The organism is uncultured Georgenia sp., from assembly GCF_937958535.1.
Lineage (GTDB): Bacteria > Actinomycetota > Actinomycetes > Actinomycetales > Actinomycetaceae > Oceanitalea.
In genome coordinates, this window is record NZ_CALGNQ010000268.1 from 1 (window position 1) to 20,854 (window position 20,854).

Annotated in this window: 16 protein-coding genes; 7 read left to right on the forward strand and 9 right to left on the reverse strand. The window is 74.5% G+C overall.

Annotated features, from left to right (window positions below):
* On the reverse strand, positions 1 to 1,932 hold a 1,932-nt coding region (locus Q0195_RS14620; protein WP_299279832.1), incomplete at its 3' end, for a glycoside hydrolase family 3 protein.
* A 174-nt stretch (positions 1,933 to 2,106) separates the two neighbouring features.
* Here Q0195_RS14620 and Q0195_RS14625 point away from each other — a divergent pair.
* From Q0195_RS14625 to Q0195_RS14635, 3 genes are read left to right on the forward strand one after another with little or no spacing between them, the layout of a single operon-like run.
* Complete coding sequence (locus Q0195_RS14625) at positions 2,107 to 3,000, forward strand: helix-turn-helix domain-containing protein (RefSeq protein WP_299279834.1); 894 nt, start codon at positions 2,107 to 2,109, stop codon at positions 2,998 to 3,000.
* Positions 2,993 to 4,228, forward strand: coding sequence for a hypothetical protein (locus tag Q0195_RS14630; RefSeq protein ID WP_299279836.1), 1,236 nt, complete (start codon positions 2,993 to 2,995; stop codon positions 4,226 to 4,228). The genes Q0195_RS14625 and Q0195_RS14630 overlap by 8 nt, the downstream gene beginning before the upstream one ends.
* Positions 4,225 to 6,888: a multicopper oxidase domain-containing protein gene (locus Q0195_RS14635; protein ID WP_299279838.1), complete on the forward strand. Its 2,664-nt coding sequence runs from the start codon at positions 4,225 to 4,227 to the stop codon at positions 6,886 to 6,888. The genes Q0195_RS14630 and Q0195_RS14635 overlap by 4 nt, the downstream gene beginning before the upstream one ends.
* A gap of 71 nt (positions 6,889 to 6,959) precedes the next feature.
* Here Q0195_RS14635 and Q0195_RS14640 read toward each other — a convergent pair whose 3' ends face one another.
* Entirely contained in the window at positions 6,960 to 7,976 is a 1,017-nt protein-coding gene (locus Q0195_RS14640) for a phosphotransferase (protein WP_299279840.1), read from the reverse strand.
* 102 nt (positions 7,977 to 8,078) lie between these two features.
* Positions 8,079 to 8,939, reverse strand: a complete 861-nt coding sequence (locus Q0195_RS14645) for an RDD family protein (RefSeq protein WP_299279841.1) — start codon at positions 8,937 to 8,939, stop codon at positions 8,079 to 8,081.
* A gap of 18 nt (positions 8,940 to 8,957) precedes the next feature.
* Here Q0195_RS14645 and Q0195_RS14650 point away from each other — a divergent pair, with 18 nt between their 5' ends.
* A complete protein-coding gene (locus tag Q0195_RS14650; protein ID WP_299279843.1) occupies positions 8,958 to 9,953 on the forward strand; it encodes a stage II sporulation protein M in 996 nt (331 codons plus the stop codon).
* Position 9,954: 1 nt separating this feature from the next.
* On the opposite strand, the gene Q0195_RS14655 is transcribed toward Q0195_RS14650, so the two are convergent.
* The 6 genes from Q0195_RS14655 to Q0195_RS14680 all read right to left on the reverse strand — a co-directional run bounded on the left by Q0195_RS14655 (position 9,955) and on the right by Q0195_RS14680 (position 16,520).
* Entirely contained in the window at positions 9,955 to 10,797 is an 843-nt protein-coding gene (locus tag Q0195_RS14655) for a ChbG/HpnK family deacetylase (protein ID WP_299279845.1), read from the reverse strand.
* Between the two features lie 112 nt (positions 10,798 to 10,909).
* Positions 10,910 to 12,202 (reverse strand): DUF58 domain-containing protein, encoded by a 1,293-nt coding sequence (locus Q0195_RS14660; RefSeq protein ID WP_299279847.1) that lies wholly within the window; start codon positions 12,200 to 12,202, stop codon positions 10,910 to 10,912.
* Positions 12,203 to 12,206: 4 nt separating this feature from the next.
* A complete protein-coding gene (locus Q0195_RS14665; protein WP_299279849.1) occupies positions 12,207 to 13,343 on the reverse strand; it encodes a MoxR family ATPase in 1,137 nt (378 codons plus the stop codon).
* Positions 13,340 to 14,524 (reverse strand): DUF4350 domain-containing protein, encoded by a 1,185-nt coding sequence (locus Q0195_RS14670; RefSeq protein WP_299279850.1) that lies wholly within the window; start codon positions 14,522 to 14,524, stop codon positions 13,340 to 13,342. Before Q0195_RS14670 ends, Q0195_RS14665 begins: the two co-directional genes overlap by 4 nt.
* On the reverse strand, positions 14,521 to 15,195 hold the full coding sequence (locus Q0195_RS14675) for a DUF4129 domain-containing protein (protein ID WP_299279851.1): 675 nt from the start codon (positions 15,193 to 15,195) through the stop codon (positions 14,521 to 14,523). The genes Q0195_RS14670 and Q0195_RS14675 overlap by 4 nt, the downstream gene beginning before the upstream one ends.
* Entirely contained in the window at positions 15,192 to 16,520 is a 1,329-nt protein-coding gene (locus Q0195_RS14680; protein ID WP_299279853.1) for a glycerophosphoryl diester phosphodiesterase membrane domain-containing protein, read from the reverse strand. Before Q0195_RS14680 ends, Q0195_RS14675 begins: the two co-directional genes overlap by 4 nt.
* A 119-nt stretch (positions 16,521 to 16,639) precedes the next feature.
* On the opposite strand from Q0195_RS14680, the gene mtrA reads away from it, so the two are divergent.
* The 3 genes from mtrA to Q0195_RS14695 are packed head-to-tail and all read left to right on the forward strand — an operon-like array spanning position 16,640 to position 20,689.
* Positions 16,640 to 17,323 carry an MtrAB system response regulator MtrA gene (mtrA, locus tag Q0195_RS14685; protein WP_299279855.1) on the forward strand — a complete coding sequence of 228 codons (684 nt, stop codon included), beginning with the start codon at positions 16,640 to 16,642 and terminating at the stop codon, positions 17,321 to 17,323.
* Positions 17,324 to 17,327: 4 nt separating this feature from the next.
* The gene (mtrB, locus tag Q0195_RS14690; protein ID WP_299279857.1) at positions 17,328 to 18,980 is read left to right on the forward strand and encodes an MtrAB system histidine kinase MtrB; all 1,653 of its coding nucleotides are present in this window, start codon (positions 17,328 to 17,330) and stop codon (positions 18,978 to 18,980) included.
* Complete coding sequence (locus Q0195_RS14695; protein ID WP_299279859.1) at positions 18,977 to 20,689, forward strand: LpqB family beta-propeller domain-containing protein; 1,713 nt, start codon at positions 18,977 to 18,979, stop codon at positions 20,687 to 20,689. Before mtrB ends, Q0195_RS14695 begins: the two co-directional genes overlap by 4 nt.
* Positions 20,690 to 20,854 lie beyond the last annotated feature (165 nt).

Below are 20,854 nucleotides of genomic sequence, written 5' to 3' on the forward strand. Positions count from 1 at the left end.
CTTGCCGTCGCCGTCCCAGTCACCGATGAGGACCTCGTCGGTGTGCCGACCGTACATGAAGTGGATGTCGGCGTCCCCGCCGGCCCAGTCGTTGGTGAGGAAGAAGCCGTACCGCGGGGCGGGTGGCTCGGGCTCGTCGGTCTCGTAGCCGAGCCCGTGACCGATCTCGTACAGCACGCCATCGCCGTCGAGCTCGGGGACGTTGACCGGCAGCTTGCCGCTGGGCTCGACGTTGCCGAGCACGACGTCGGCGATGGCGCCGAGCACGGGCAGCTGGTAGCTGTACGTGGCGATCGCGGCCGGGGCACCCCAGGCTACGTCGTAGGGGTTGCGGACGGCGACCTGGACGACCGGCGTGCCGGTGTCCAGGAGCGCCGCGAGGAGGTCCTGCTGCGCCTGGGTCTGGGCGGCGTTCGCCGGGGTGTGGGTCATGAGGACGATGGCGTCGTGGCCCGCGGAGGCCTCGACGGCCTGGGCGATCTGCTCCGGTGTCGGGAAGTTCGCGGTCCACAGCCCGGTGGCCGCGGCGCCGCGCTCCTCGAAGGCCGCGACGAGGTTCCCCACCCCGGTCTGGCCCCAGCCGGTGACGAACACGGACTGGTCGGTGTCGAGCGGCAGCACGCCCTCGTTGCGGACCAGGGTGACCGAACGCTCGGCGATCTCCTGGGCGGTGGCCGCGTGCTCGGCGGTGCCGACGACGTTCATCACCTCGTCGACGTCGACGTACGGGTCCTGCCAGACCCCGCGCTCGACCTTCCACTCCAGGATCCGGGTGACCGACTCCTCGAGGCGCTCGCGGGTGATCTCACCGGCGTCGACGGCCTCGTTGATGGCCGCGAAGGTGGCGTCGACGTCCGGGGACATGAGGAGGATGTCCGAGCCCGCCTGGATCGCCAGCACGGCGATGTCGCCGTCGTCCAGCGGATTGTCCGGCAGCTCCTTGAGCGCCGCCATGTCCAGTGCGTCGGTCGTGACGAGGCCCTCGAAGCCCATCTCCTCACGCAGCAGGCCGGTGAGGACGGCGGGGGAGAGGGTGCCCGGCATGTCGGGGTCGAGCTCCTCGACGATGACGTGCGCGGTCATGATCATGTCCACGCCGGCGTCGATGGCCTCCTGGAAGGGCAGGAGGTGGCGGTCGAGGGTCTCCCGGTCGTAGGTGACGATCGGCAGGCCGGTGTGGGAGTCGACGGCGGTGTCGCCGTGGCCGGGGAAGTGCTTGGCGGCCGCGGCGACGCCCTGGGACTGCATGCCCTCGAGCTGGGCGACGCCGAGGCGGGCGACGTTCTGGGGGTCCTCACCCATCGAGCGCACACCGATGACCGGGTTGGCCGGGTTGGTGTTGACGTCGACCACCGGGGCGAAGTTCGCGTTGACGCCGACGGCGGCCAGCTCGGCGCCGAGGATCTCGCCCTGGGCGCGGGCGAGGTCGGTGTCCCAGGTGGCGCCGAGCGCCATGTTGCCCGGCAGCACGGTGGCGGGGGCGCCCATCCGGGCGACGAGGCCGCCTTCCTGGTCGATGGTCACGGCGAGCGGGATGCCCGAACCGCGTTCCTCGGAGACCTCCTGCAGCGCGTTGGACATCTCGGCGGTGCCCACCGGGTCGTCGACGACCACGGGGTTGGCCCAGGCGAAGTAGAGGACGCCGCCGAGGTCGTACTTCTCCACGACCTCCGCGGGGGTGTCGACGCCGTAGCGGTCCTGGTTCTGGGCGGCCATGGAGTCGTCGTCGGCGGAGTTGCCGTACACGAACGTCCACGTCATCTGGCCGATGAGCTCGTCGATCGTCATGTGCTGGACGATGTGCTCGATCGGGTTGCGTGAGTCGGGGGCCGAGACCGGCCCCGCGCTCGCCGGGACGGTGGACGCCAGGAGCATCCCCGCCGCGAGGCTGGTGGCGACGCCCACTCTGGCGCCGACGGACTTCTTGGACAACGTTCCTCCTCGGGTGAGTCGTCATCGGTGACGCGTCATCGTGCAGGGCAACAGTTTTCCCGCAATCGGGAGTGGAGGAAACTGCTGACCAGTGTCAGCGTACGACACCTTGTGTCGCCCGTCACGCCTTCTCGGGCGTTCCCCCGTGGACTGGGAAATAGTACGGTGGGTTCCGTGGAAAAGATTCTGGGACCGCTGCCGACGCGCGGCATCGCCCGTGAGGAGCTCTCACCGGCCCGCCGGGCGGTGCTCGACGCCCTCATCGACCTCGGCGGTCGCCGCACGGTGGCCGAGCTCGCGGGCGCACTGGGGCAGCACGTCAACACCGTCCGCGAGCACCTCGAGGCGCTCGCCGGCGCCGGGCTCGTCCAGCGTTCGCTGCGCCGCTCCACCGGCCGGGGGCGCCCGGCGTCGCTCTACCGCGCGACCCTCGCTGCCACGCCCGCCGGGCCGGAGTACGCCGTGCTGGCCGAGGTGCTCATCACCCACCTCGCCCGTGTGGTGCCCGACCCGCAGGAGCGGGTGGAGCACGCACTGTCCGCCGGCCGTGAGTGGGGCCGGGCCATCCGCGAGCGTCAGCTCGTCGACGCCCCGCGCCCCGTCCGGCTCGCCACCGCCGGCATCTCCCACGCCGCCCCCACCCCCCTCCCCACCGACAGCCCCCTCCCCACCGACAGCTCACTTCCCGCCGAGGGCTCACGTCCCGCCGAGGGCTCACGTCCCACCGAGGGCTCAGCTCCCGCCGGGCGCGCAGAGCCGCACGGTGCCGAGCGTCCGGAGGAGCTCGCGGACTCGGTGGCACGGCTCGGCGAGATGCTCGACCGGGCCGGCTTCGACTGCCACACCACCCGTGATCCGGACGGCGGGTACACCCAGCGACTGCGACGCTGCCCGGTCCTCGCCCTGGCCCGGCAGCACCCGGAGGTCGTGTGCACCAGCCACCTCGGAATGGCCCAGGAGATCCTCGGCCACGAGGGCGTCGCCGCGGAACGGGTGAGCCTCGAGGCCTTCGCCGAGCCCGGCGCCTGCCTGCTGCGGATCGCCCCGCCGGCGGTCGGCGATGAGTGAGGCGTCCCTCGCCGCGCCCGGGCGCGGACCGCTGACCCGCACCTCCTTCCGGCTGCCCTTCCTGCTCATCGGCGGGCTCGGGATGCTTGCCGGCCTGGACGCCGCGCTCGCGCTCCTCGGCCTGCCGCACGTCCTCGTCGGAGCCCACCTCGCCGACGTGCACGGCCCGCTCATGGTGCTCGGCTTCGTCGGCACCGTCATCACGCTGGAGCGGTCGGTCGCCCTCGGACGCGGCTGGGGCTACCTCGCCCCGGCACTCGTCGGACTCGGCGTGCTCGCCACCGTCTCCGTGCTGCCCTTCGCCGCCGGCGCCGGACTGATCCTCGCCGGTCACGTCGCCGGGCTGCTCGTCTACCGCTCGCTCCACGCCCGCCAGCCCAGCGCCGCCGTCGCCGTCCAGGTGCTCGGCTCCCTCATGGCCGTGGCGGCGGCGACCCTGTGGCTCGCCGGGGTGGCCGTGCCGGCGCTCATCGCGTGGCTCGTCGGCTACCTCGTCCTGACCATCCTCGGGGAGCGTCTCGAGCTCGCCCGGATCGGGATGCTCCGTCCGCGTGACGGACACGCGGCCCAGGCGGTCGCCGCCCTCGTCGTCGCGGGCGCGGTCACCTCCCTGCTCGCTCCGGACGCCGGGTTCGCGCTGCTGGGCCTCGCCCTGGTCGCCGCCGCCGGGTGGCTCGGCGTCAAGGACGTCGCCCGGCGGACCATCCGCGCCACCGGGCTCCCCCGCTTCATCGCGGGCTGCCTGCTCGCCGGCTACCTCTGGCTCGGGGTCGCCGGTGCGACCTGGCTCGTCGGGGGACAGGTCGAAGGGCGGGCCTACGACGCCGCCGCGCACGCCGTGTTCCTCGGCTTCGTCATCTCGATGGTCATGGCCCACGCGCCGGTCGTCATGCCGGCCGTGCTCCGGAGGCCGCTGCCCTACCACCCCGCCCTCGTCGTCCCGGCCGTGCTCCTGCACGTCACCCTCGCGTTCCGGCTCGCCGTGGGGGACGCGCATGACCTGGAGTGGGCGGTGCAGGCCGGTGGCGTGGGGAACATCGTCGCCCTCCTCCTCTTCGTCGCCACCGCCGTCTGGTCCGCGCTCGGCGCGCCGGCACCGCAGCGGCCGGAGCCCAGCGGTGGGTCGCCGCCCGGAGACGTGGGACGCGACGTGGACAGGCAGCAGGGAAGGACGGAGCACGTGGGACAGCAGCACAGCGCACGACAGGCGCAGGAGGTGGCCCGATGAGCCGTCTCGCCCATCCCTCCACCCGACCGCCGATGGCGCGGCGGCCGTGGCACGTGCGCGTCAACGCACTCGTCGTCGCCTGGTTCCTCGCGGCCTTCGTCGTCGCGGTCGCGCACCGGTGGGTGCCCGAGGCCGGCTACCTCCTGGTCCACCTCATGCTGCTCGGGGCGGTGACGACGGCGATCCTCATCTGGTCCGCCCACTTCGCCGACACGCTGCTCGGTCGTCCCGCCCCCGGCGGGCAGGGCCTCATGCTCCTGCGGCTCGCGGTGCACACCGTCTCCGCCGTCCTCGTCATCGTCGGGGTGGTCACCGGCCGCTGGCCGCTCGTCGTCGCCGGCGGGATCGGCGTCACGCTGGTCGCGGTGACCCACGTCGTCGTCATCCTGCTCCAGCGGCGCGGCGCGCTCATGGCGCGCTTCGGGGCGCTGTCCCTCTTCTACGTGTGCGCGGGGCTGTGCCTGGCGGTCGGTGTGTGGTTCGGCGTCCTGCTCGCCCGCACCACACCGTCCGCACAGCTGGAGGGACGCCTCTACACCGCGCACACGACGACGATGCTCCTCGGCTGGGTGGGCCTCACCGTGCTCGGCACCCTCGTCGTCCTGTGGCCGACGATGCTGCGCACGAAGATGGCGCCCGGCGCGCCGCTCGCCGCCCGCCGCGCGATGCTCGTCCTGCTCGGCGGTGTCGCCGCGGTGTGGGTCGCCGTCGCACTCGACCAGCCGCGGCTGGTGGTGCTCGCCGTCGCCGGCTACCTCACCGGCGTGGTGCTCGTCGTGCGGCCGATGGTCACGGTTGCGCGGACCAGGCCGCCGCGCAGCTACGGCACGTTCAGCGCCGTCGCCGCCGTGGCCTGGCTGGTCCTCAGCCTCGTGGTCCTCGCGGTGCTCACGGCCACGGCGTCGGACTGGGCGGGGTTGCGTGACTCGCTCGGCGTCCTCGCCGCGCCGTACGCCGCCGGGTTCGCCGGCCAGGTGCTCCTCGGAGCGCTGAGCTACCTCGCCCCGGTCATGCTCGGCGGCGGCCCCCGGGTGGTGCGCCGGGTGGACGAGGAGATGAACCGCGCGGCGGGAGCGCGCGTCGTCATCGTCAACCTCTGCCTCGCCCTCTTCCTGCTCCCGCTGCCCAGCCTCGTGCGGGTGACGACCTCGCTCCTGGGCCTGGCCGGGCTGTCGGCCTTCCTCGTCCTCCTCGGGCGGGCGCTGTGGGTGCGCCGCCGGCTCGAGCGGGAGGGCTCGGGCGAGGTCATCGCCGCCACGCTCCGCACCGGTCCGCCGCCCGTGCCGCGCCGTCTCGGCGTGCTCCACGGGGTGGGCGCGGTGGCGCTCGCCGTCGTCCTCGGCGTCGCGGGCGACCCGGCGGCCGCCGGGCTGGCCGGCGCGGACGCCGACGACGGCGTCGCCGCCACCGGACGGACCACGACCGTGCGGGTCGAGGCGCGGGACATGCGCTTCGTGCCCGACGTGATCGAGGTGCCGGTGGGGGACCGGCTCGTCGTCGAGCTGGTCAACACCGACGACGACGTCCACGACCTCGTCCTCGACAACGGCGCCCGCTCCGGTCGGCTCTCCGCCGGCGAGAGCGCCGAGATCGACCTCGGGGTCGTCGGCCGCGACGTCGAGGGGTGGTGCTCGGTGGCCGGGCACCGACAGATGGGGATGACGCTCGACGTCGTGGCCGTGGGAGCGGTCGGCGCCGGCGACGTGACGGCCGACGACGAGGCGGCCTCCTCGGGGCTGAGCCACCACCACGGCACCGACCGCCCGGCGCGCGCCGGGCTGGACCTCCTGGCCGAGCCCGGCCCCGGTTTCGCCGCCCACCCGGCCGAGCTGCCGCCCGCCCCCGAGGCCGACGTGCACGAGCTCACGCTCACCGTCACCGAGGTCACCGCCGAGGTGGCTCCCGGCGTGGAGCAGGAGCGCTGGACGTTCAACGGCACCGTCCCGGGGCCGACCCTGCGCGGCAAGGTCGGCGACGTCTTCGAGATCACGCTCGTCAACGACGGCACCATCGGCCACTCCGTCGACTTCCACGCCGGCGCGCTCGCCCCGGACGAGCCGATGCGCACCATCGCCCCCGGGGAGTCGCTCGTGTACCGCTTCACCGCCGAGCGCGCCGGCATCTGGATGTACCACTGCTCGACGATGCCGATGTCGATGCACATCGCCCAGGGCATGTTCGGTGCCGTGGTCATCGACCCGCCGGGCCTCGAGCCGGTGGACCGGGAGTACGTCCTCGTCCAGTCCGAGGTCTACCTCGGCGAGCCGGGCGGGACCGCCGACGCCGCGGCCATCGCCGCCGAGCGGCCCGACCTCGTCGTCTTCAACGGCTACCCCAACCAGTACGACCACGAGCCGCTGACCGCCCGTGTCGGCGAGCGGGTCCGGGTGTGGGTGCTGGCGGCCGGACCGAACCGCGGGTCGGCGTTCCACGTCGTCGGCGGGCAGTTCGACACCGTGTACGACGAGGGCGCCTACCGTCTCGGCGGGCCTGAGGAGATCGGTGACGGGACCGGCGGCAGCCAGGTGCTGCCGCTCGTCGCGGCGCAGGGCGGCTTCGTCGAGCTCGAGTTCCCCGAGGCGGGCACCTACCCGTTCGTCTCCCACGCGATGGTCGACGCCGAGCGCGGGGCGCACGGGGTGTTCGCGGTGACGGAGTAGGGCGCCGTCGCCGTCGTCCGCCGCGTGCGCGGTCCAGCCGGTCGGAGGAATCTGCGTGTGGTCGTCGGCACCTACAGCAGCGCGAAGAGGGCGCGCATGGACCGCACCCGCTTGTGGGTCTGCTGACGCAGCGGCTCCAGCCGCTGAGCCGCGCGGGCGCGCTCCATCCGGGCCTCCAGCCGTGAGAGGACGACGACGTGCGCGAGCAGCAGCTGCTCCACCAGCGAGTAGTGACCCTCGCCCCTACCGACGAGCCCGTCGAGCGCGTCCTCGAGCACCGCCACGGCAGGCCCGGCCGGGCCTGCGTTGACGTGGATCTTGGCCAGGTCGAAGGCGATGGGGCGGACGTCCGCGTACTCCCAGTCGATGAGGACGACGCGGTCCTCCACCCACAGCACGTTGGAGGAGACGAGGTCGCCGTGCGTGAAGCTCACCTCGAGCAGCTCGTCCCGGTCGATGATGCGGTCCACCCGGGCCGCCATCTTCGGGGGCACGTGGCCGTCGGCGACGGCCTGGCGCCAGCGCTCGCGGAACGCTTCGGGCACCACCTCGGAGAGCCGACGGGGCGAGACGCCCACCGCCCGCTGCACCGCGGCGAGCTCCCGCGCGACGACCGCCATCGCCCGAAAGACCTCCTCGGGGCTGCGCGGTGACCGGCCGTGGACGGTCTCCTCCACGAGGTAGGCGGTGCGCCCGCGGAAGAGCGTGCCGTGGTCGACCATCGTCGGCATCAGCTCCGGTCGGTGCTCACCGACCACCTGCGCCGCCCGGACGCTGCGGCTCACCCCGTGCGGGCGGCCGGGGTGCCGGGAGCCGGCCTGCAGCCGCAGGCTCAGCCCCGGCTCCGCGTAGAACGCCCGCAGCCGGACCTGCCGGCCGCGGTCGAACTTGCCGAGGAGGACGGCGTCGGCGCTCACCGGCGCGGTGACCGTCACCGGGTCCTCGACGTCCGCGGGGAGGACGCCGCGCGGCAGGAGCGGGTGGGGCGGCTCGCCCCAGGCGGCCGCGTCGGTGGCGGTGAACCGGCGCCACTGCAGGGAGGCGGGCAGCGCGGGGCTCCGCCCCTCGACGAGGGCGAGCGCGGACATGGCCCGCCGCCACCGCCCCGTCGTCCTGCGCCACATGCCTGTCCTCCCGGTCCGACGACGGTCTGCGGCCCGGGTGAGGCCGCGCCGCACCAGGCCGCGAACCTACCCCATCTGGTAGGGGAGGCGGCGCAGCTCGGCGGTGGTCTCGGCGAGCCGGTCCCGGGCGCGCACCCCCACGGCGTACTCCCGGTCCCGACGGGCGACGAGCACGGCGGCGAGGAACCGCTCGGGGTGGGTGCCCCACGGCGGCGGCGGGGAGACGAGCGGTTCCACCCGCGCAGCCAGCTGCCGGCCCAGCTGCTCCCGCGAGGCGGGGTCCAGGGTGCCCGTGCGGTCGAGGAAGCGCCGCGCCGCCAGGGCCAGGCCGTCGGGCATCGCGCGGATGTCGGCCGTTCGCGCCCACTGCTCCAGCTCGGGCGGCATGAGCAGCGGCGGTGCCTTGCGGTCCGCGCCGCGGGTGCGCACGGCGTAGGTGCCGGCGAGCAGGTCCCCGAGCCGCTTGCCCCGCCCGTTGAGCAGCGCCGTCATGACGGCGATCGAGCCGGCCGTGAACCACAGCTCACCCAGCCCGGTCAGGGACCGGATGAAGGCGTGGCGGAAGCGGATCGGTCCGCCGTCGTCACGCACGATGCGGATCCCGGTGGCCGCCTTCCCCAGGGAGCGTCCCCGGGTCAGCGTCTCCACCAGCGTCGGCGCCACGACGACGACGGCCGCGACCGTCACGATCGTCACCGTCGCGGCCCGCGCCTCGTTGACGTAGTCGAGGCGGGCGAGCACCCCGAGGGCGAGCGCGAGGAGGACGACGCCGTAGCAGGCGGCGTCGATGAGCCCACCGACCACCCGGAGCAGGAAGGCCGCCGGCCGGACCTCCAGCGCCACGGCCTCGCCGGTGATGATGAGGTCGTCGGCCAGGTCGGCCGCCCGGAGCGCACGGCCGGGGGTGTGAGCCGCGTGCGTCGTCATGTGTGGCAGGGTACCCGCGTGGACATCGATGCCTTCGCCGCGGTGCACCGGCCCGAGTGGGACCGGCTGCGTGCGCTGTCCTCCCGCAGCCGGCTCACCGGCGCGGAGGCGGACGAGCTCGTCATCCTCTACCAGACGACCGCCGGCCACCTCTCGGCGCTGCGCACCAAGGCGCCCGACCCGCTGCTCGTCAGCGAGCTGTCCGGGCTGCTCGCCACCGCCCGCGGCCGCATCGCCGGCACCCACGAGGCGCGGATGTCCGACGTGTCGCGCTTCTTCCTCCGCTCCCTCCCCGCCGCGTTCTACCGGGTGCGCTGGTGGACGGTGTGGGTGGGGGTCGCCTTCGTCGCGCTCGGCGCCGTCAGCGGCTGGTGGGTGGCCACCACCCCGGCCGCCCTCGCGTCGCTGGGGACCCCCGCCGAGCTCGAGCAGTACGCGGAGGAGGCCTTCGCGGCCTACTACTCCAACTATCCGGCAGGCGACTTCGCCGGGCAGGTGTGGACGAACAACGCGTGGATCGCCGCGCAGTGCATCGGTCTGGGGATCAGCGGCGTGTTCCCGGTCTACGTGCTCGTCGCCAACGCCGTCGGCGTCGGGTCCTCGGGCGGGATCATGGCGGCCCACGGGCACCTCGACGTGTTCTTCGGGCTCATCCTCCCGCACGGGCTCATGGAGCTCACCGCGATCTTCATCGCCGGCGGCGCCGGGCTGAAGCTGTTCTGGGCCTGGGTCGCCCCCGGGCCGCGGACCCGTTCCCGGGCGCTCGCCGAGGAGGGCCGCTCGCTGTTCGTCGTGGCGCTCGGGCTCGTCCTCGTGCTCGCGGTCTCCGGGCTGGTGGAGGGCTTCGTCACGCCGTCGGCGCTGCCGACGTGGGCAAAGATCGCCATCGGGGCGCTGCTGCTCGCCGGGTACTGGACGTACACGCTGCTGTTCGGGCGCCGGGCGGTGCGCGCCGGCGAGACGGGTGACCTCGACGCCGACCAGGCCGGCTACGCCCTGGCCCAGGCGGGCTGAGTCACCAGGCCGGGACGATGGAGATGCGCTCGCGGCGCAGCGCCCGGTGGAAGGCCGGGTCACGCAGCAGGCGCAGCTCCCACATCCGCTTCCGGCCGTCGGCGGGCAGCATGCGGCCGGCCGCGGCGCGCGGCGCGGGATGGACCATGAGCTCGGAGGTGCCCGGCGGCAGCCCCCGGAGCTGGGCGATGACCTCACCGCGCAGCTGGGCGTAGCTCAGCACCATCCGGCCGGGCAGCCAGGCGCTGATGAGCGCCTCGGGCAGCGCCACCCCGTGCTCGTCGGCGCGCTGCACCGCGCGGCGGTGGGCGCCACGCAGGCCGCGGACCGCGAGCTGGAGCACGGTGAGCAGCTTGCGCGGCAGCCGGAACGCGAGGTCGTGGGCAGCGCAGAAGTCGACGGCGAGGTCCGCGAGCGAGCGTCCCTGGAACCCGTAGAGCGTGCCCGCGTGGGAGTCCAGCCCCGTCGGGCGCAGGCCGAGCCGGGACATCCAGTCGAGTTGGGCGAGCAGCTCACGCGCGACGTCGGCAGGGTCGACCCGGTGCTCGACGCCGGCGGGTGACACGGGCAGGGTGCCGTCCTCCTCGGTGAGGGAGACGACGTCGGGGGCGAGCGGCCGCCAGCCGGCCCACTCCCACTCCCGGCCGCTCGACAGGGCGAAGTGCAGCCGTGGCGCACCCAGGCCGGCCGCGCGGAGACGATCGACCGCGTCGGCGGCGGCGGGGGCGACGGGGATGAGGGTGGTCGCGGAGACGAGGCCGTCGCGCATGAGCTCGACGATGGCCTCGTTGGTCGCGGCGTCCACGCCCAGGTCGTCAGCGGTGATGACCAGCCTGCGGTCCATGCATACCTCGGGAGTTCGGGGGGCGGTGAGGGCGAGGCGGTTCCCGGCCGCCGTCATCAGCGTACGGCCGGGCGGGTCGCCCCGCGCGCCGATGTGCCCTCTGTCACCGACGTCAGAGCCGGCCCGCCGCCTTGAGCGCGAGGTAGGTGTCCGCCAGGGCGGGTGGGAGGTCGTCCGGCGGAGCCTCGACCACCTCGACCCCGTGGCGCCGCAGCCGCATGGCCGCCGCGGCACGCTCGAGGGCGGCGCGTTCGGCCGCGGCGGCGTCGTAGATCTCCTCGCTGGTCCTGCGGCGGGTGCGGATCTCCTCCGCCTCCGGGTCGGCCGCGGAGGCGAGCACCACCTGGTGGTCCCGGGTCAGCGCACCGAGGACGGGCAGCAGGTCCGACATCACCGCCGCGGTGTCCAGCGCGGTGAGCAGCACGACCAGCGCCCGCTGCGACAGCGAGTCGCGCACCACCTGGGTGACCGTGGGCCAGCTGGCCTGGACGAGTGAGGCCTCCACCTGGGACAGCCCCTCGGCGAGCGTCGACATGAGCCGCGGACCGTGCACCCCGGACACCCGTGCCCGCACCGTGGAGTCGACGGCGACGACGGCCACCCGGTCCCCGGCACGCGAGGCCAGGGCCGCGAGCAGCAGCGCCGCCTCGATCTGCGCCTCCAGCCGGGGCGCGTCCCCGAGCCGGGCCGCGGAGAGCCGGGAGGCGTCGATGACGATGAAGACTCGGCGGTCGCGCTCCGGGCGCCACGTGCGCACGACGACGTCGCCCCGGCGGGCGGTCGCGCGCCAGTCGATCGCGCGGACGTCGTCCCCGATGACGTACTCGCGCAGCGAGTCGAACTCCGTGCCCTCGCCGCGCACCTGCACCGCGGCCCGGCCGTCCATCTCCCGCAGCCGCGCGAGCCGGGAGGGCAGGTGACGGCGGGAGACGAAGGCGGGCAGCACCCGCAGCCGGGCCGGGGCGGGCAGCGACCGCTGGCGGCCCGCCAGCCCGAGCGGGCCGTGGCAGCGCAGCGTCACGAGGTCGGCCTCGCGGTCCCCGCGGCGGGTGGGACGCAGCGTCGTGCGGACCCGGCGGGACTCACCGGCGGGCACGGTGACCCGGTGGCGGTTGTCCTCCGCGCCGGCCGAGGGCACCCACGCGTCGCGCACGAGCAGCCGGGCGGTGCGGCGCCCGGTGTTCGTCAGCGTCAGGGTCGACGTCGTCGGCTCTCCCAGCCGCACCGAGTGCGGCACCGTGCGCACCGGCTGCAGCGCCCGCGGGGAGGCCGCGAGCACGAGGTCGACCACCACGCCGAGGACGAGCACGAGCGTCCACGCGAGCACCGTCGACGTCCGCGGCACGAGCAGCGCCGGGACGACGCCGACCGCAGCGACCAGGACGGCACGTCGGGTCAGGGCCATGGTGTCAGCGGGGGACGGGGACGGTGCGCAGCACGCCGTCGAGGACCGTCTCGGCGGTGACACCCTCGAGCTCGGCCTCGGCCCGCAGCTGCACCCGGTGCCGCAGCGTGGCGTGGGCCAGCGCCTTGACGTCGTCGGGCGTGACGTAGTCCCGGCCGCTGAGCCAGGCCCACGCCCGCGAGGTGGCGAGCAGCGCCGTCGCGCCCCGCGGGGAGACCCCGAGCGAGAGCGACGGCGAGGTCCGGGTGGCCCGGCAGACGTCGACGATGTAGCCCAAGACCTCCGGGGCCACCTGCACCCGGGCCACCTGCTCGCGCGCCGCGGCGAGGTCCTCCGGGCCGGCCACGGGCCGCACGCCGGCGGCGGCGAGGTCACGCGGGTCGAAGTCGTGGGCGTGCCGGTTGAGGACCTCGATCTCCTCGGCCCGCTCGGGCAGCGGCATGATGAGCTTGAGGAGGAAACGGTCGAGCTGGGCCTCGGGCAGCGGGTAGGTGCCCTCGTACTCCACCGGGTTCTGGGTGGCGATGACCATGAACGGGTCGGGCAGCGGCCGCGGGGTGCCGTCGACGGAGACCTGGCGCTCCTCCATCGCCTCGAGCAGCGACGCCTGTGTCTTGGGCGGGGTGCGGTTGATCTCGTCGGCGAGCATGAGGTTGGTGAAGACCGGGCCCTCGCGGAAGGAGAACTCTGCGGTGCGCGAGTCGTAGACGAGGGAGCCGGTGACGTCGCCGGGCATGAGGTCGGGGGTGAACTGCACCCGCTTGGTGTCCATGTGCAGGCCCGCGGCCAGGGTGCGCACGAGCAGCGTCTTGGCCACGCCCGGCACACCCTCGAGGAGGACGTGCCCGCGGCAGAGCAGCCCGATGACGAGGCCGGTGACCGCGGCGTCCTGGCCGACCACGGCCTTGCCGACCTCCTGCCGCAGTGCCGCCAGGCGGGCGCGGGGCGAGTCGTCGGCGGGGGAGGACGACGGCGGGACGGGGGGCGGCCCGGCGGGTGCCGGCCCGGTCGGGGGAGCGGCGGAGGCCGGGACGGCCGGGCTCGGCCCACCGGGGGCGGGGGCCGCCGCCGGCGGGGGCGGGTAGGGGCCCGCGGCCTGCGGGACCGGCGGGTACGGGCGGTGCTCGTCGGGGGTGGTCACGACGGGTGGACCTCGCTTTCCAGGGTGTCGAGCTCGCGGGTGAGTCGGATGAGTTCGGCGTCGGACGTGGGCGGCGGCCCGTAGAGGACGGCGCCGACCTGGGCCTCGTCCCGGCCGGTGGCGCGGGCGACGGCGGCGACGAGCACCTCGGCCCGCGCCGACCGGGGCACCCCGAGCCGCGCCGCGACCCGGGTGGCGGTGCCCGCACGCAGGCCCGCCGCGACGTGCCGGTAGTCGCGGGAGCGCCGGTAGAGGCGGCCGCGTCCCAGCGTCGTCTCGGCCGAGCGGACGACGACGGGCATCGGCTCGGTGACGACCCGGCCCAGCCGCCGCCCGCCCCACAGCACGACGACGACGCCGAGCACGAGCAGCTGCAGCCCGACGGCGGTGACGGTGGGCGGCAGCACCGCCCCGATCCCCTCGTCGGTGCCGCCACCCACCGAGTCGCCGATGGTGGGCAGGTACCAGACGAGGTCCTCGTGGGCGCCGAGGAGGCGCAGCACGAGGGCGGCGTGGCCGGCGTCGGCGAGGCGCTCGTTGCTGAGCAGGGTGGGGTCGGCGAACGCGGCGAAGCGCTGCCCGTCCTCCTCCCAGATGGCGAGCGCGCCGGCGCCGTCGGCGGTGGGGAAGCACAGCTCGACGTCGTCGCCGAGGGCCTCGACGGCCCCGGTGCTGTGGGAGATCCGGGCGGCCGCCGTCGCGTGCGGGTCGGCGCACTCGGCCGCGACCGGGTCGGGGCTGCCCGCCGGGGAGGGCGTGACGCGGTCGGTGAGCGGCTCGAGGTCGGGGAGGAAGGTGAAGTCGGTGAGGACGACGTCGGCGCCCGTGTCACGCACGGCGGCGAGCTGCTCGTCGTCCAGGCGACCGGTCGCGGTGACGAGCAGGGTGGTGTCCGGGCCGGCGACGCGCACCGCGTCGTCGGTGGTCCACACCGTGTGGATCCGCACGCCCTGCTCGCGCAGGATCGTCGCGGCCGCCTGCGCGCCGGCGGGGCGCGGGTTGTCGGGGGCGAGCGGAACCACCGACGTCGTCTGACGGCCGACGACGATCGCCACGACCGCCGCGACCGCGAACAGGGCGGCGACGGCCAGGAAGAAGCGTTGGCGGCGCCTGACGCGCCGGTCGTCGGGTGCCCCGGCGGTGTCCGTGCGCTCGGCGGGTGGGGCGGCGACGGCGGTCACGGGGTCACCGTCCAGGTCGCGCCGACGGCGGCGGGGCTCACCGGCCGGCTCCGGGCCACGGCGGACGCCAGCTCGCGCAGCCGGGCGTCGTCCGTGGCGCGCGGGCGGACGGAGCCGTAGCAGACGTCGTCGAACAGCCGCCCGGCCCAGGTGAGCCCGGCGGCGCAGTCCGGCAGGCGTGCGGCCGCGGCGGTGCTCGCCTCGTGCGCGGTGAGGCCGGGACGGTCGTCGAGCAGCGCCCGCTCGTCCAGGGACCGGATGATGGCCCGGAACCGCATGAGGACGGCGAGGGCCCAGTCGCCGCGGTCGGCGGCGGCGTCGGCGGCGGCGGTGAGGTCGGCGCTGGTGGCCTCGGTGTCGTCGAAGACGGCGTGGGAGGCGCCCCGGGTGGCGCGCCGCCGGGTGCGCACCGGCCCGGCGAGATAGAGGGCGAGGGCGATGAGCACCACGGCACCGAGGACCACGAGCACCGGGACGAGGTTCGGCGGGGCGGACGCCTCGAGGTCGGTGAGCCGCTCGAGCAGCTCGAGGAACCAGGTCCACAGCCGCTCGAGGAGGTTGGGCCGGTCGTCGTACACGCTGCGCGAGAGCTCCTCCTCCGCCCAGCGGCGCGCCTCGTCGGCGTCCGGCTCGACCGGGACCCCCGCCCACACGATGGCCCGCGCCGTCATCCACCCTGCGCTGCGCGCGCGAGCTCGACGTCCAGGCCCTCCTTCCGCATCCGGACGTCGACGTAGAGGAGGGCGAGGACGGCCGCCATGACCGGGATCGACAGCGCCGAGCCGACGAGCTGCCCGATCGAGGAGAGGATGAGCGGCAGCAGGATCTGGTCCTGCGCGGCGAAGAAGCTGCCGATGAGGCTGAACGGGACCGCGAGGATGTTCACCAGGATGCTCACCAGCACCGTCGTCAGCAGCATGATCCCGAAGAGGCGCCAGAAGTGGCCCTTGGTCAGCTGCCAGGAGCGGGAGAGCGAGGCGAACACGCGCGCGTCCTCGAGCATGATCGCCGGTGTGGCGAACATCAGCCGGATGACGAAGAACGCGATGGCGCCGAAGAGCGCGACGAGCATGACCGGGATGAGGATGATGAGCAGCCACGGGTCGTCGGTGGCCTCCACGACGGCGATCGACACGACGACCATGACGAGGACGGCGCCGCCGATCGCGATGACCGTGGCCAGGCCGAGGAGCACCGAGAGCCCGATGAGCCGCCAGATGCGTCCCTTGGCGCGCTGCCACACGTCCGCCAGGGCGATCTTGCGTCCGATGACGGACTCGCTCACCGAGATGATCGCCAGCCCCTCGAGCACGAGGGTGGCCAACCCGATGGCGAGCGAGCTGAGCAGGATCCCGGCGAGGGTGCCGATGCCCAGGGCGGCGTCGAGCTCGTCCAGCGAGCCGGTGCGCTCGGCCTGCTCGATGTAGCCGATGAATGCGGCCATGAGACCGATCTGGAGCACGGACCCGGCACCGATGACGATGATCGCCAGCCCGAACATCACCATCGGGTTGCTGCGGATGGCGCGGAAGGCGCCGTCGTAGATCTCCCCGAGCGTGAGCGGGCGCAGCGGGACGATGCCGGGCTGGACGGCGGTGGGGACGGGGACGAAACCGGCCCCGTAGTAGCCGCCGGCGCCGGGCTGGCCGTACTGGCCGTACTGGCCGTACTGGCCGTACTGGTCGGCGGGGGCGGGTGGCTGCTGGCCGTACTGGCTGTACCGGTCGGCGGGGGCGGGTGGCTGCTGGCCGTACTGGCCGTACTGGTCCGGGGTGGCCGGTGGCTGCTGGCCGTACTGCCCGTACTGCCCGTACTGCCCGGGCGCCCCCGGTGCCTGCCGTCCGTACTGCTCCGACGGTGCGGGCTGCGCCCCGGTCGGTCCGGCGGCCCCGGCCTGCCGGCCGTCCTGCCCGTACGGGGCGGTGCCGGGCTGCCCGTCGGCCGGCGGCACCTCGGGATGCTCGTCGTTGTCGCCCGAGCCTGGCTGCTGGCTCATCGCACACCTCCGCTTGTGGTCCGCGGTCATCGTCCCATGTACAGCGGCGGGGACCGGCCCCTCGCCGTCGACGAGTGGCGCACACCGGAAGCGCCACGGACAATGCGACGATAGTCCCCATGAACGCTCGCATTCTGGTGGTGGACGACGACACCGCGCTCGCCGAGATGATCGGCATCGTGCTGCAGAGCGAGGGCTTCGAGACGATCATGTGCCCCGACGGAGCCCAGGCGCTGGACGTCTTCCGCACCGAGCAGCCCGACCTCGTGCTGCTCGACCTCATGCTTCCCGGCCTCGACGGGATCGAGGTGTGCCGCCTCATCCGCGCCGAGTCCGGTGTCCCCATCGTCATGCTCACCGCCAAGTCCGACACCCTCGACGTCGTCACGGGGCTCGAGGCCGGGGCCGACGACTACATCCCCAAGCCGTTCAAGCCCAAGGAGCTCGTCGCGCGGGTCAAGACCCGGCTGCGTCGCACCACCGGTCCGCAGACCGAGCGGCTGACCATCGGCGACCTCGTCATCGACGTCGCCGGCCACCAGGTGACCCGGGGGGAGGAGGTCATCCCGCTCACCCCGCTGGAGTTCGACCTGCTCCTCGCGCTGGCCCGCAAGCCGTGGCAGGTGTTCAGCCGCGAGGTGCTGCTCGAGCAGGTGTGGGGGTACCGCCACGCCGCCGACACCCGGCTCGTCAACGTCCACGTCCAGCGGCTGCGCGCCAAGATCGAGAAGGACCCGGAGAACCCCGAGGTGGTCGTGACCGTGCGCGGCGTCGGCTACCGGGCGGGCAACCCGCAGCGGTGAGCCGATGAGCAGTGACCGGCAGGACGCCCGCCCCGTCGGGTGGGCGGCACGCGTCGTCGACCGGTGGCGGTCGTCGCTGCGCCTGCGGGTGTCGACCACGACGGTGCTCGTCGGGGTCGCCGGCCTGGTCCTGCTCGGCGCCGTCGTCAGCGTGACGATCCGTGACGGGCTCTTCGAGGCCCGCCGCGACGAGATCCTCCTCGACGCCGCCACCCGCGCCCGGTCCGCCCAGCAGACCTTCGACGGCGCGATCGCCAACACCGGGCCGCAGGTGCAGCAGCTCGCCTTCGACGTCGTCGACCGCAGCCGCGGGGGCGGGGGTGGCGTCGTCGGCGCGATGCTCCTGCGCAGCCCGTCGGAGACGGCGCAGGTGCTCATCAACGAGCCGGTGATGGACGAGCGGCTGCTCGACAAGTCGGTGCTGACCAACGAGATGCGCCAGGCGGTGGGCGAGGGCGGCCAGCACTGGCAGTCGATCGCGCTGCCCGCTGCGCTGGGCGGCGGGCCCGGGATCATCGTCGGCTCGGAGGTGACGCTGCCCGTCGTCGGGGACTACGAGCTCTACACCGTCTACACGCTCGCCCCGGAGGAGGACACTCTCCGGCTCGTCTCCCAGGTGCTCGGCGCCGGTGCCGTCACGCTCCTCATCTTCCTCGGCGCGATGACGTGGTTCATCGCGCAGCGGGTGCTCCGCCCGGTGCGTGAGGTGGCGCGTACCGCCGAGCGGCTCGCCGACGGGATGCTCGACGAGCGGCTGGACGTGCGCGGGCGCGACGAGCTCGCCACCCTCGGGCGCAGCTTCAACGAGATGGCCGAGAGCCTGCAGGACCAGATCGAGCGCATGGCCGAGCTCTCCCACCTGCAGCAGCGTTTCGTCTCCGACGTCTCCCACGAGCTGCGTACCCCGCTGACGACGATCCGCATGGCCAGCGAGGTGCTCCACGCCAACCGGGACAGCTTCGACCCCGCCGTGCGGCGCTCGGCCGAGCTGCTCCAGACGCAGATCGACCGCTTCGAGCAGATGCTCGCCGACCTGCTGGAGATCAGCCGGTTCGACGCCGGCGCGGCGGTCCTCGACATCGAGCGGCGCGACCTGCAGGACATCGTCGCCCACGCCGTGGAGCTCGCCTCCCCGCTCGCCGAGCGCACCGGGTCGCCCATCACCGTCACCGGGCCCGGCCGCCCGTGCGACGCCGACATCGACCCGCGCCGCGTCGAGCGCATCGTGCGCAACCTCCTGGTGAACGCGATCGAGCACGGTGAGGGCAGACCGATCGAGATCTCCGTCGGGGTCAACGAGACCGCGGTCGCCGTCCTCGTACGTGACCACGGCGCCGGCATGACACCGGAGGAGGCGGGGCGGGTCTTCGACCGGTTCTGGCGCGGTGACCCGGCCCGCGCCCGCACCTCCGGCGGCACCGGGCTGGGGCTGTCGATCTCCCTGGAGGACGCGCGGCTGCACGCCGGCACGCTCGACGCGTGGGGCAGGCCGGGGGAGGGGGCGGCCTTCCGGCTCACCCTGCCGCGCAGCGCCGGGATGGTCATCTCCTCCTCGCCGCTGCCGCTGCCCGCCGCCCCGGCGGACGCCGAGCCGGTCGCGGAGGCCGAGGACGACGTCGTTCCCCGGCCCGACCTGGAGAGCACGGGAGGACGATGACCGTGCCACGTCTCCTCCACCGCGGGGCCCGGCACCGCACGCTGCGCGCCCGCCTGCTCGTCGCCGTCGCGGCGCTGCTGGCGCTGGCCGGCTGCGTGAGCATCCCCGACTCCGGGCCGGTGCGGGCCGCGGACCCGCTGCCGCCCGAGGGCAGCTCCGTCACGCTCATCGCCTACGGACCCACCCCCGGTGCCACGGCCCACCAGATCGTCCAGGGTTTCCTGCGCGCCGTCGCCGCCGGCGGCGGGGACGAGTTCGCCGTCGCGCGGGAGTACCTCGCCGGGCCGGTGGCGCAGACCTGGAACCCGCGCGCGTACGTCCGGGTGTACACCGCACGGGACATCACCTTCTCCCAGACCGACGAGGGCGCGGTGCGCGCCAGCGCCACGGCCGAGGGGAGCATCGACGCCCAGGGCCGCTACACCGAGGCCGCGCCGGACACACAGGTCGAGCTCGACTTCACCCTCGCCCGCACCGCCGACGGCCAGTGGCGCATCGTCGACCTCGACGACGGCATCCTCATCTCCCCGGTGGTGTTCGAGGCCCAGTACGACAGCTACCGGCTGTACTTCCTCAGCCCCGACGGTGAGGCGCTCGTCCCCGAGACGCGCTGGTACCCCAGCCGCAGCGCGCCGTCGCTCATCGTGCGCCACCTCCTGGAGGGGCCGTCGTCCTGGCTCGTCGGCGGGGTGACGACCGCGCTGCCGACCGGCACCCAGCTCGTCTCGGACACCGTGACCGTCACGGACGGCGTCGCCCGGGTGGAGCTCTCCGCCGAGCCGCTCGCCACCGCGCCGAGTCAGCAGGCGCTCATGCTCGCCCAGCTCGAGGAGTCGCTGCGCTCGGTGCCCTCCGTGCAGTCCGTGGAGGTGCTCGTCGGGGGCACCCCGCTCGTCGTCGACGAGGCTCCCGACCTGCTGCGCAACCCCTACGTCACGGGCAGCCCCGTCGTCATCGCCGAGGGCGTGCCGCAGCGGTTCACCGGCTCGGGCCTCGTGCCGATGTCCGGAGCGGGGATCGCTGCCGACCCCCGGATGCCGGCGCTGCCCTACGAGGACCTGCCCGGGCGGCCGGTCGCGCTCGACGGCACCGACCGGCTGGTCACCCTGCCCACCCAGACCGACCCCGGCACCCTGCTGCTGACCGGGCAGGACCTCGTGGCGCCCTCGATCGACCGGCACGGGTGGATCTGGACCACCCCGCGGGCGAACCAGGGGGCGGTCCAGGCGGTCCTGCCGAACGGCACCGTCGTGCGGGTGGGGGCGCGCTGGCTGGACGGGGCGGACGTGCTCTCGCTGCGCATCTCCCGCGACGGCGCCCGCGCCGTCGTCGTCTCGCGGACCGACGGCGTCTCCCAGGTGGACGTCGCGGCGGTGCTGCGCGACGTCGACTCCCGCCCGCTGGCGCTCGGCGACCCGGTGCGGATCGGGGAGTCGGTCGGCCCGGCGCAGGCGGTCACGTGGGTCGACGACCAGACCGTCGCCGTCCTGGGCGCACAGACGGGGGAGGGGGCGCCGGCGGTGCACCTCGTCCCGATCGGCGGTCCGACCACCGACCTGCCGCCCGTCGCCGGGGCCACGCGCATCACCGCCGGGACCGGGGACCGCACGCTCGTCCTCGGCACGGAGGACGGCGAGCTCTACGAGCGGAACGGCCTGGGGTGGAACCTGGCCGCGACCGACGTGTTCGACCCGGCCTTCCCGGGCTGACCCCGCTGTCTCGGGGGTGCTCCGTGGCCGCGGTGCGCCACGTGGCGAGGCCGGGACCGCGCGGCGACGGTTCGACCCGCCCCTCCCGGATGACCTCCCCGTCTCGGGTGCTCGCTGGCGGACTGCGCCCACGGGGGAGGCCGGGGCCTTGCGAACGGTGGCGCG

Excerpts from the sequence above, each read along its gene's own strand:
- Q0195_RS14630 (WP_299279836.1), top strand. The coding sequence starts at position 2,993 with ATGAGTGAGGCGTCCCTCGCCGCGCCCGGGCGCGGACCGCTGACCCGC.
- Q0195_RS14635 (WP_299279838.1), top strand. The coding sequence starts at position 4,225 with ATGAGCCGTCTCGCCCATCCCTCCACCCGACCGCCGATGGCGCGGCGG.
- Q0195_RS14640 (WP_299279840.1), bottom strand. The coding sequence starts at position 7,976 with ATGTCCGCGCTCGCCCTCGTCGAGGGGCGGAGCCCCGCGCTGCCCGCC.
- Q0195_RS14645 (WP_299279841.1), bottom strand. The coding sequence starts at position 8,939 with ATGACGACGCACGCGGCTCACACCCCCGGCCGTGCGCTCCGGGCGGCC.
- Q0195_RS14655 (WP_299279845.1), bottom strand. The coding sequence starts at position 10,797 with ATGGACCGCAGGCTGGTCATCACCGCTGACGACCTGGGCGTGGACGCC.
- Q0195_RS14660 (WP_299279847.1), bottom strand. The coding sequence starts at position 12,202 with ATGGCCCTGACCCGACGTGCCGTCCTGGTCGCTGCGGTCGGCGTCGTC.
- Q0195_RS14675 (WP_299279851.1), bottom strand. The coding sequence starts at position 15,195 with ATGACGGCGCGGGCCATCGTGTGGGCGGGGGTCCCGGTCGAGCCGGAC.
- Q0195_RS14680 (WP_299279853.1), bottom strand. The coding sequence starts at position 16,520 with ATGAGCCAGCAGCCAGGCTCGGGCGACAACGACGAGCATCCCGAGGTG.
- mtrA (WP_299279855.1), top strand. The coding sequence starts at position 16,640 with ATGAACGCTCGCATTCTGGTGGTGGACGACGACACCGCGCTCGCCGAG.
- mtrB (WP_299279857.1), top strand. The coding sequence starts at position 17,328 with ATGAGCAGTGACCGGCAGGACGCCCGCCCCGTCGGGTGGGCGGCACGC.
- Q0195_RS14695 (WP_299279859.1), top strand. The coding sequence starts at position 18,977 with ATGACCGTGCCACGTCTCCTCCACCGCGGGGCCCGGCACCGCACGCTG.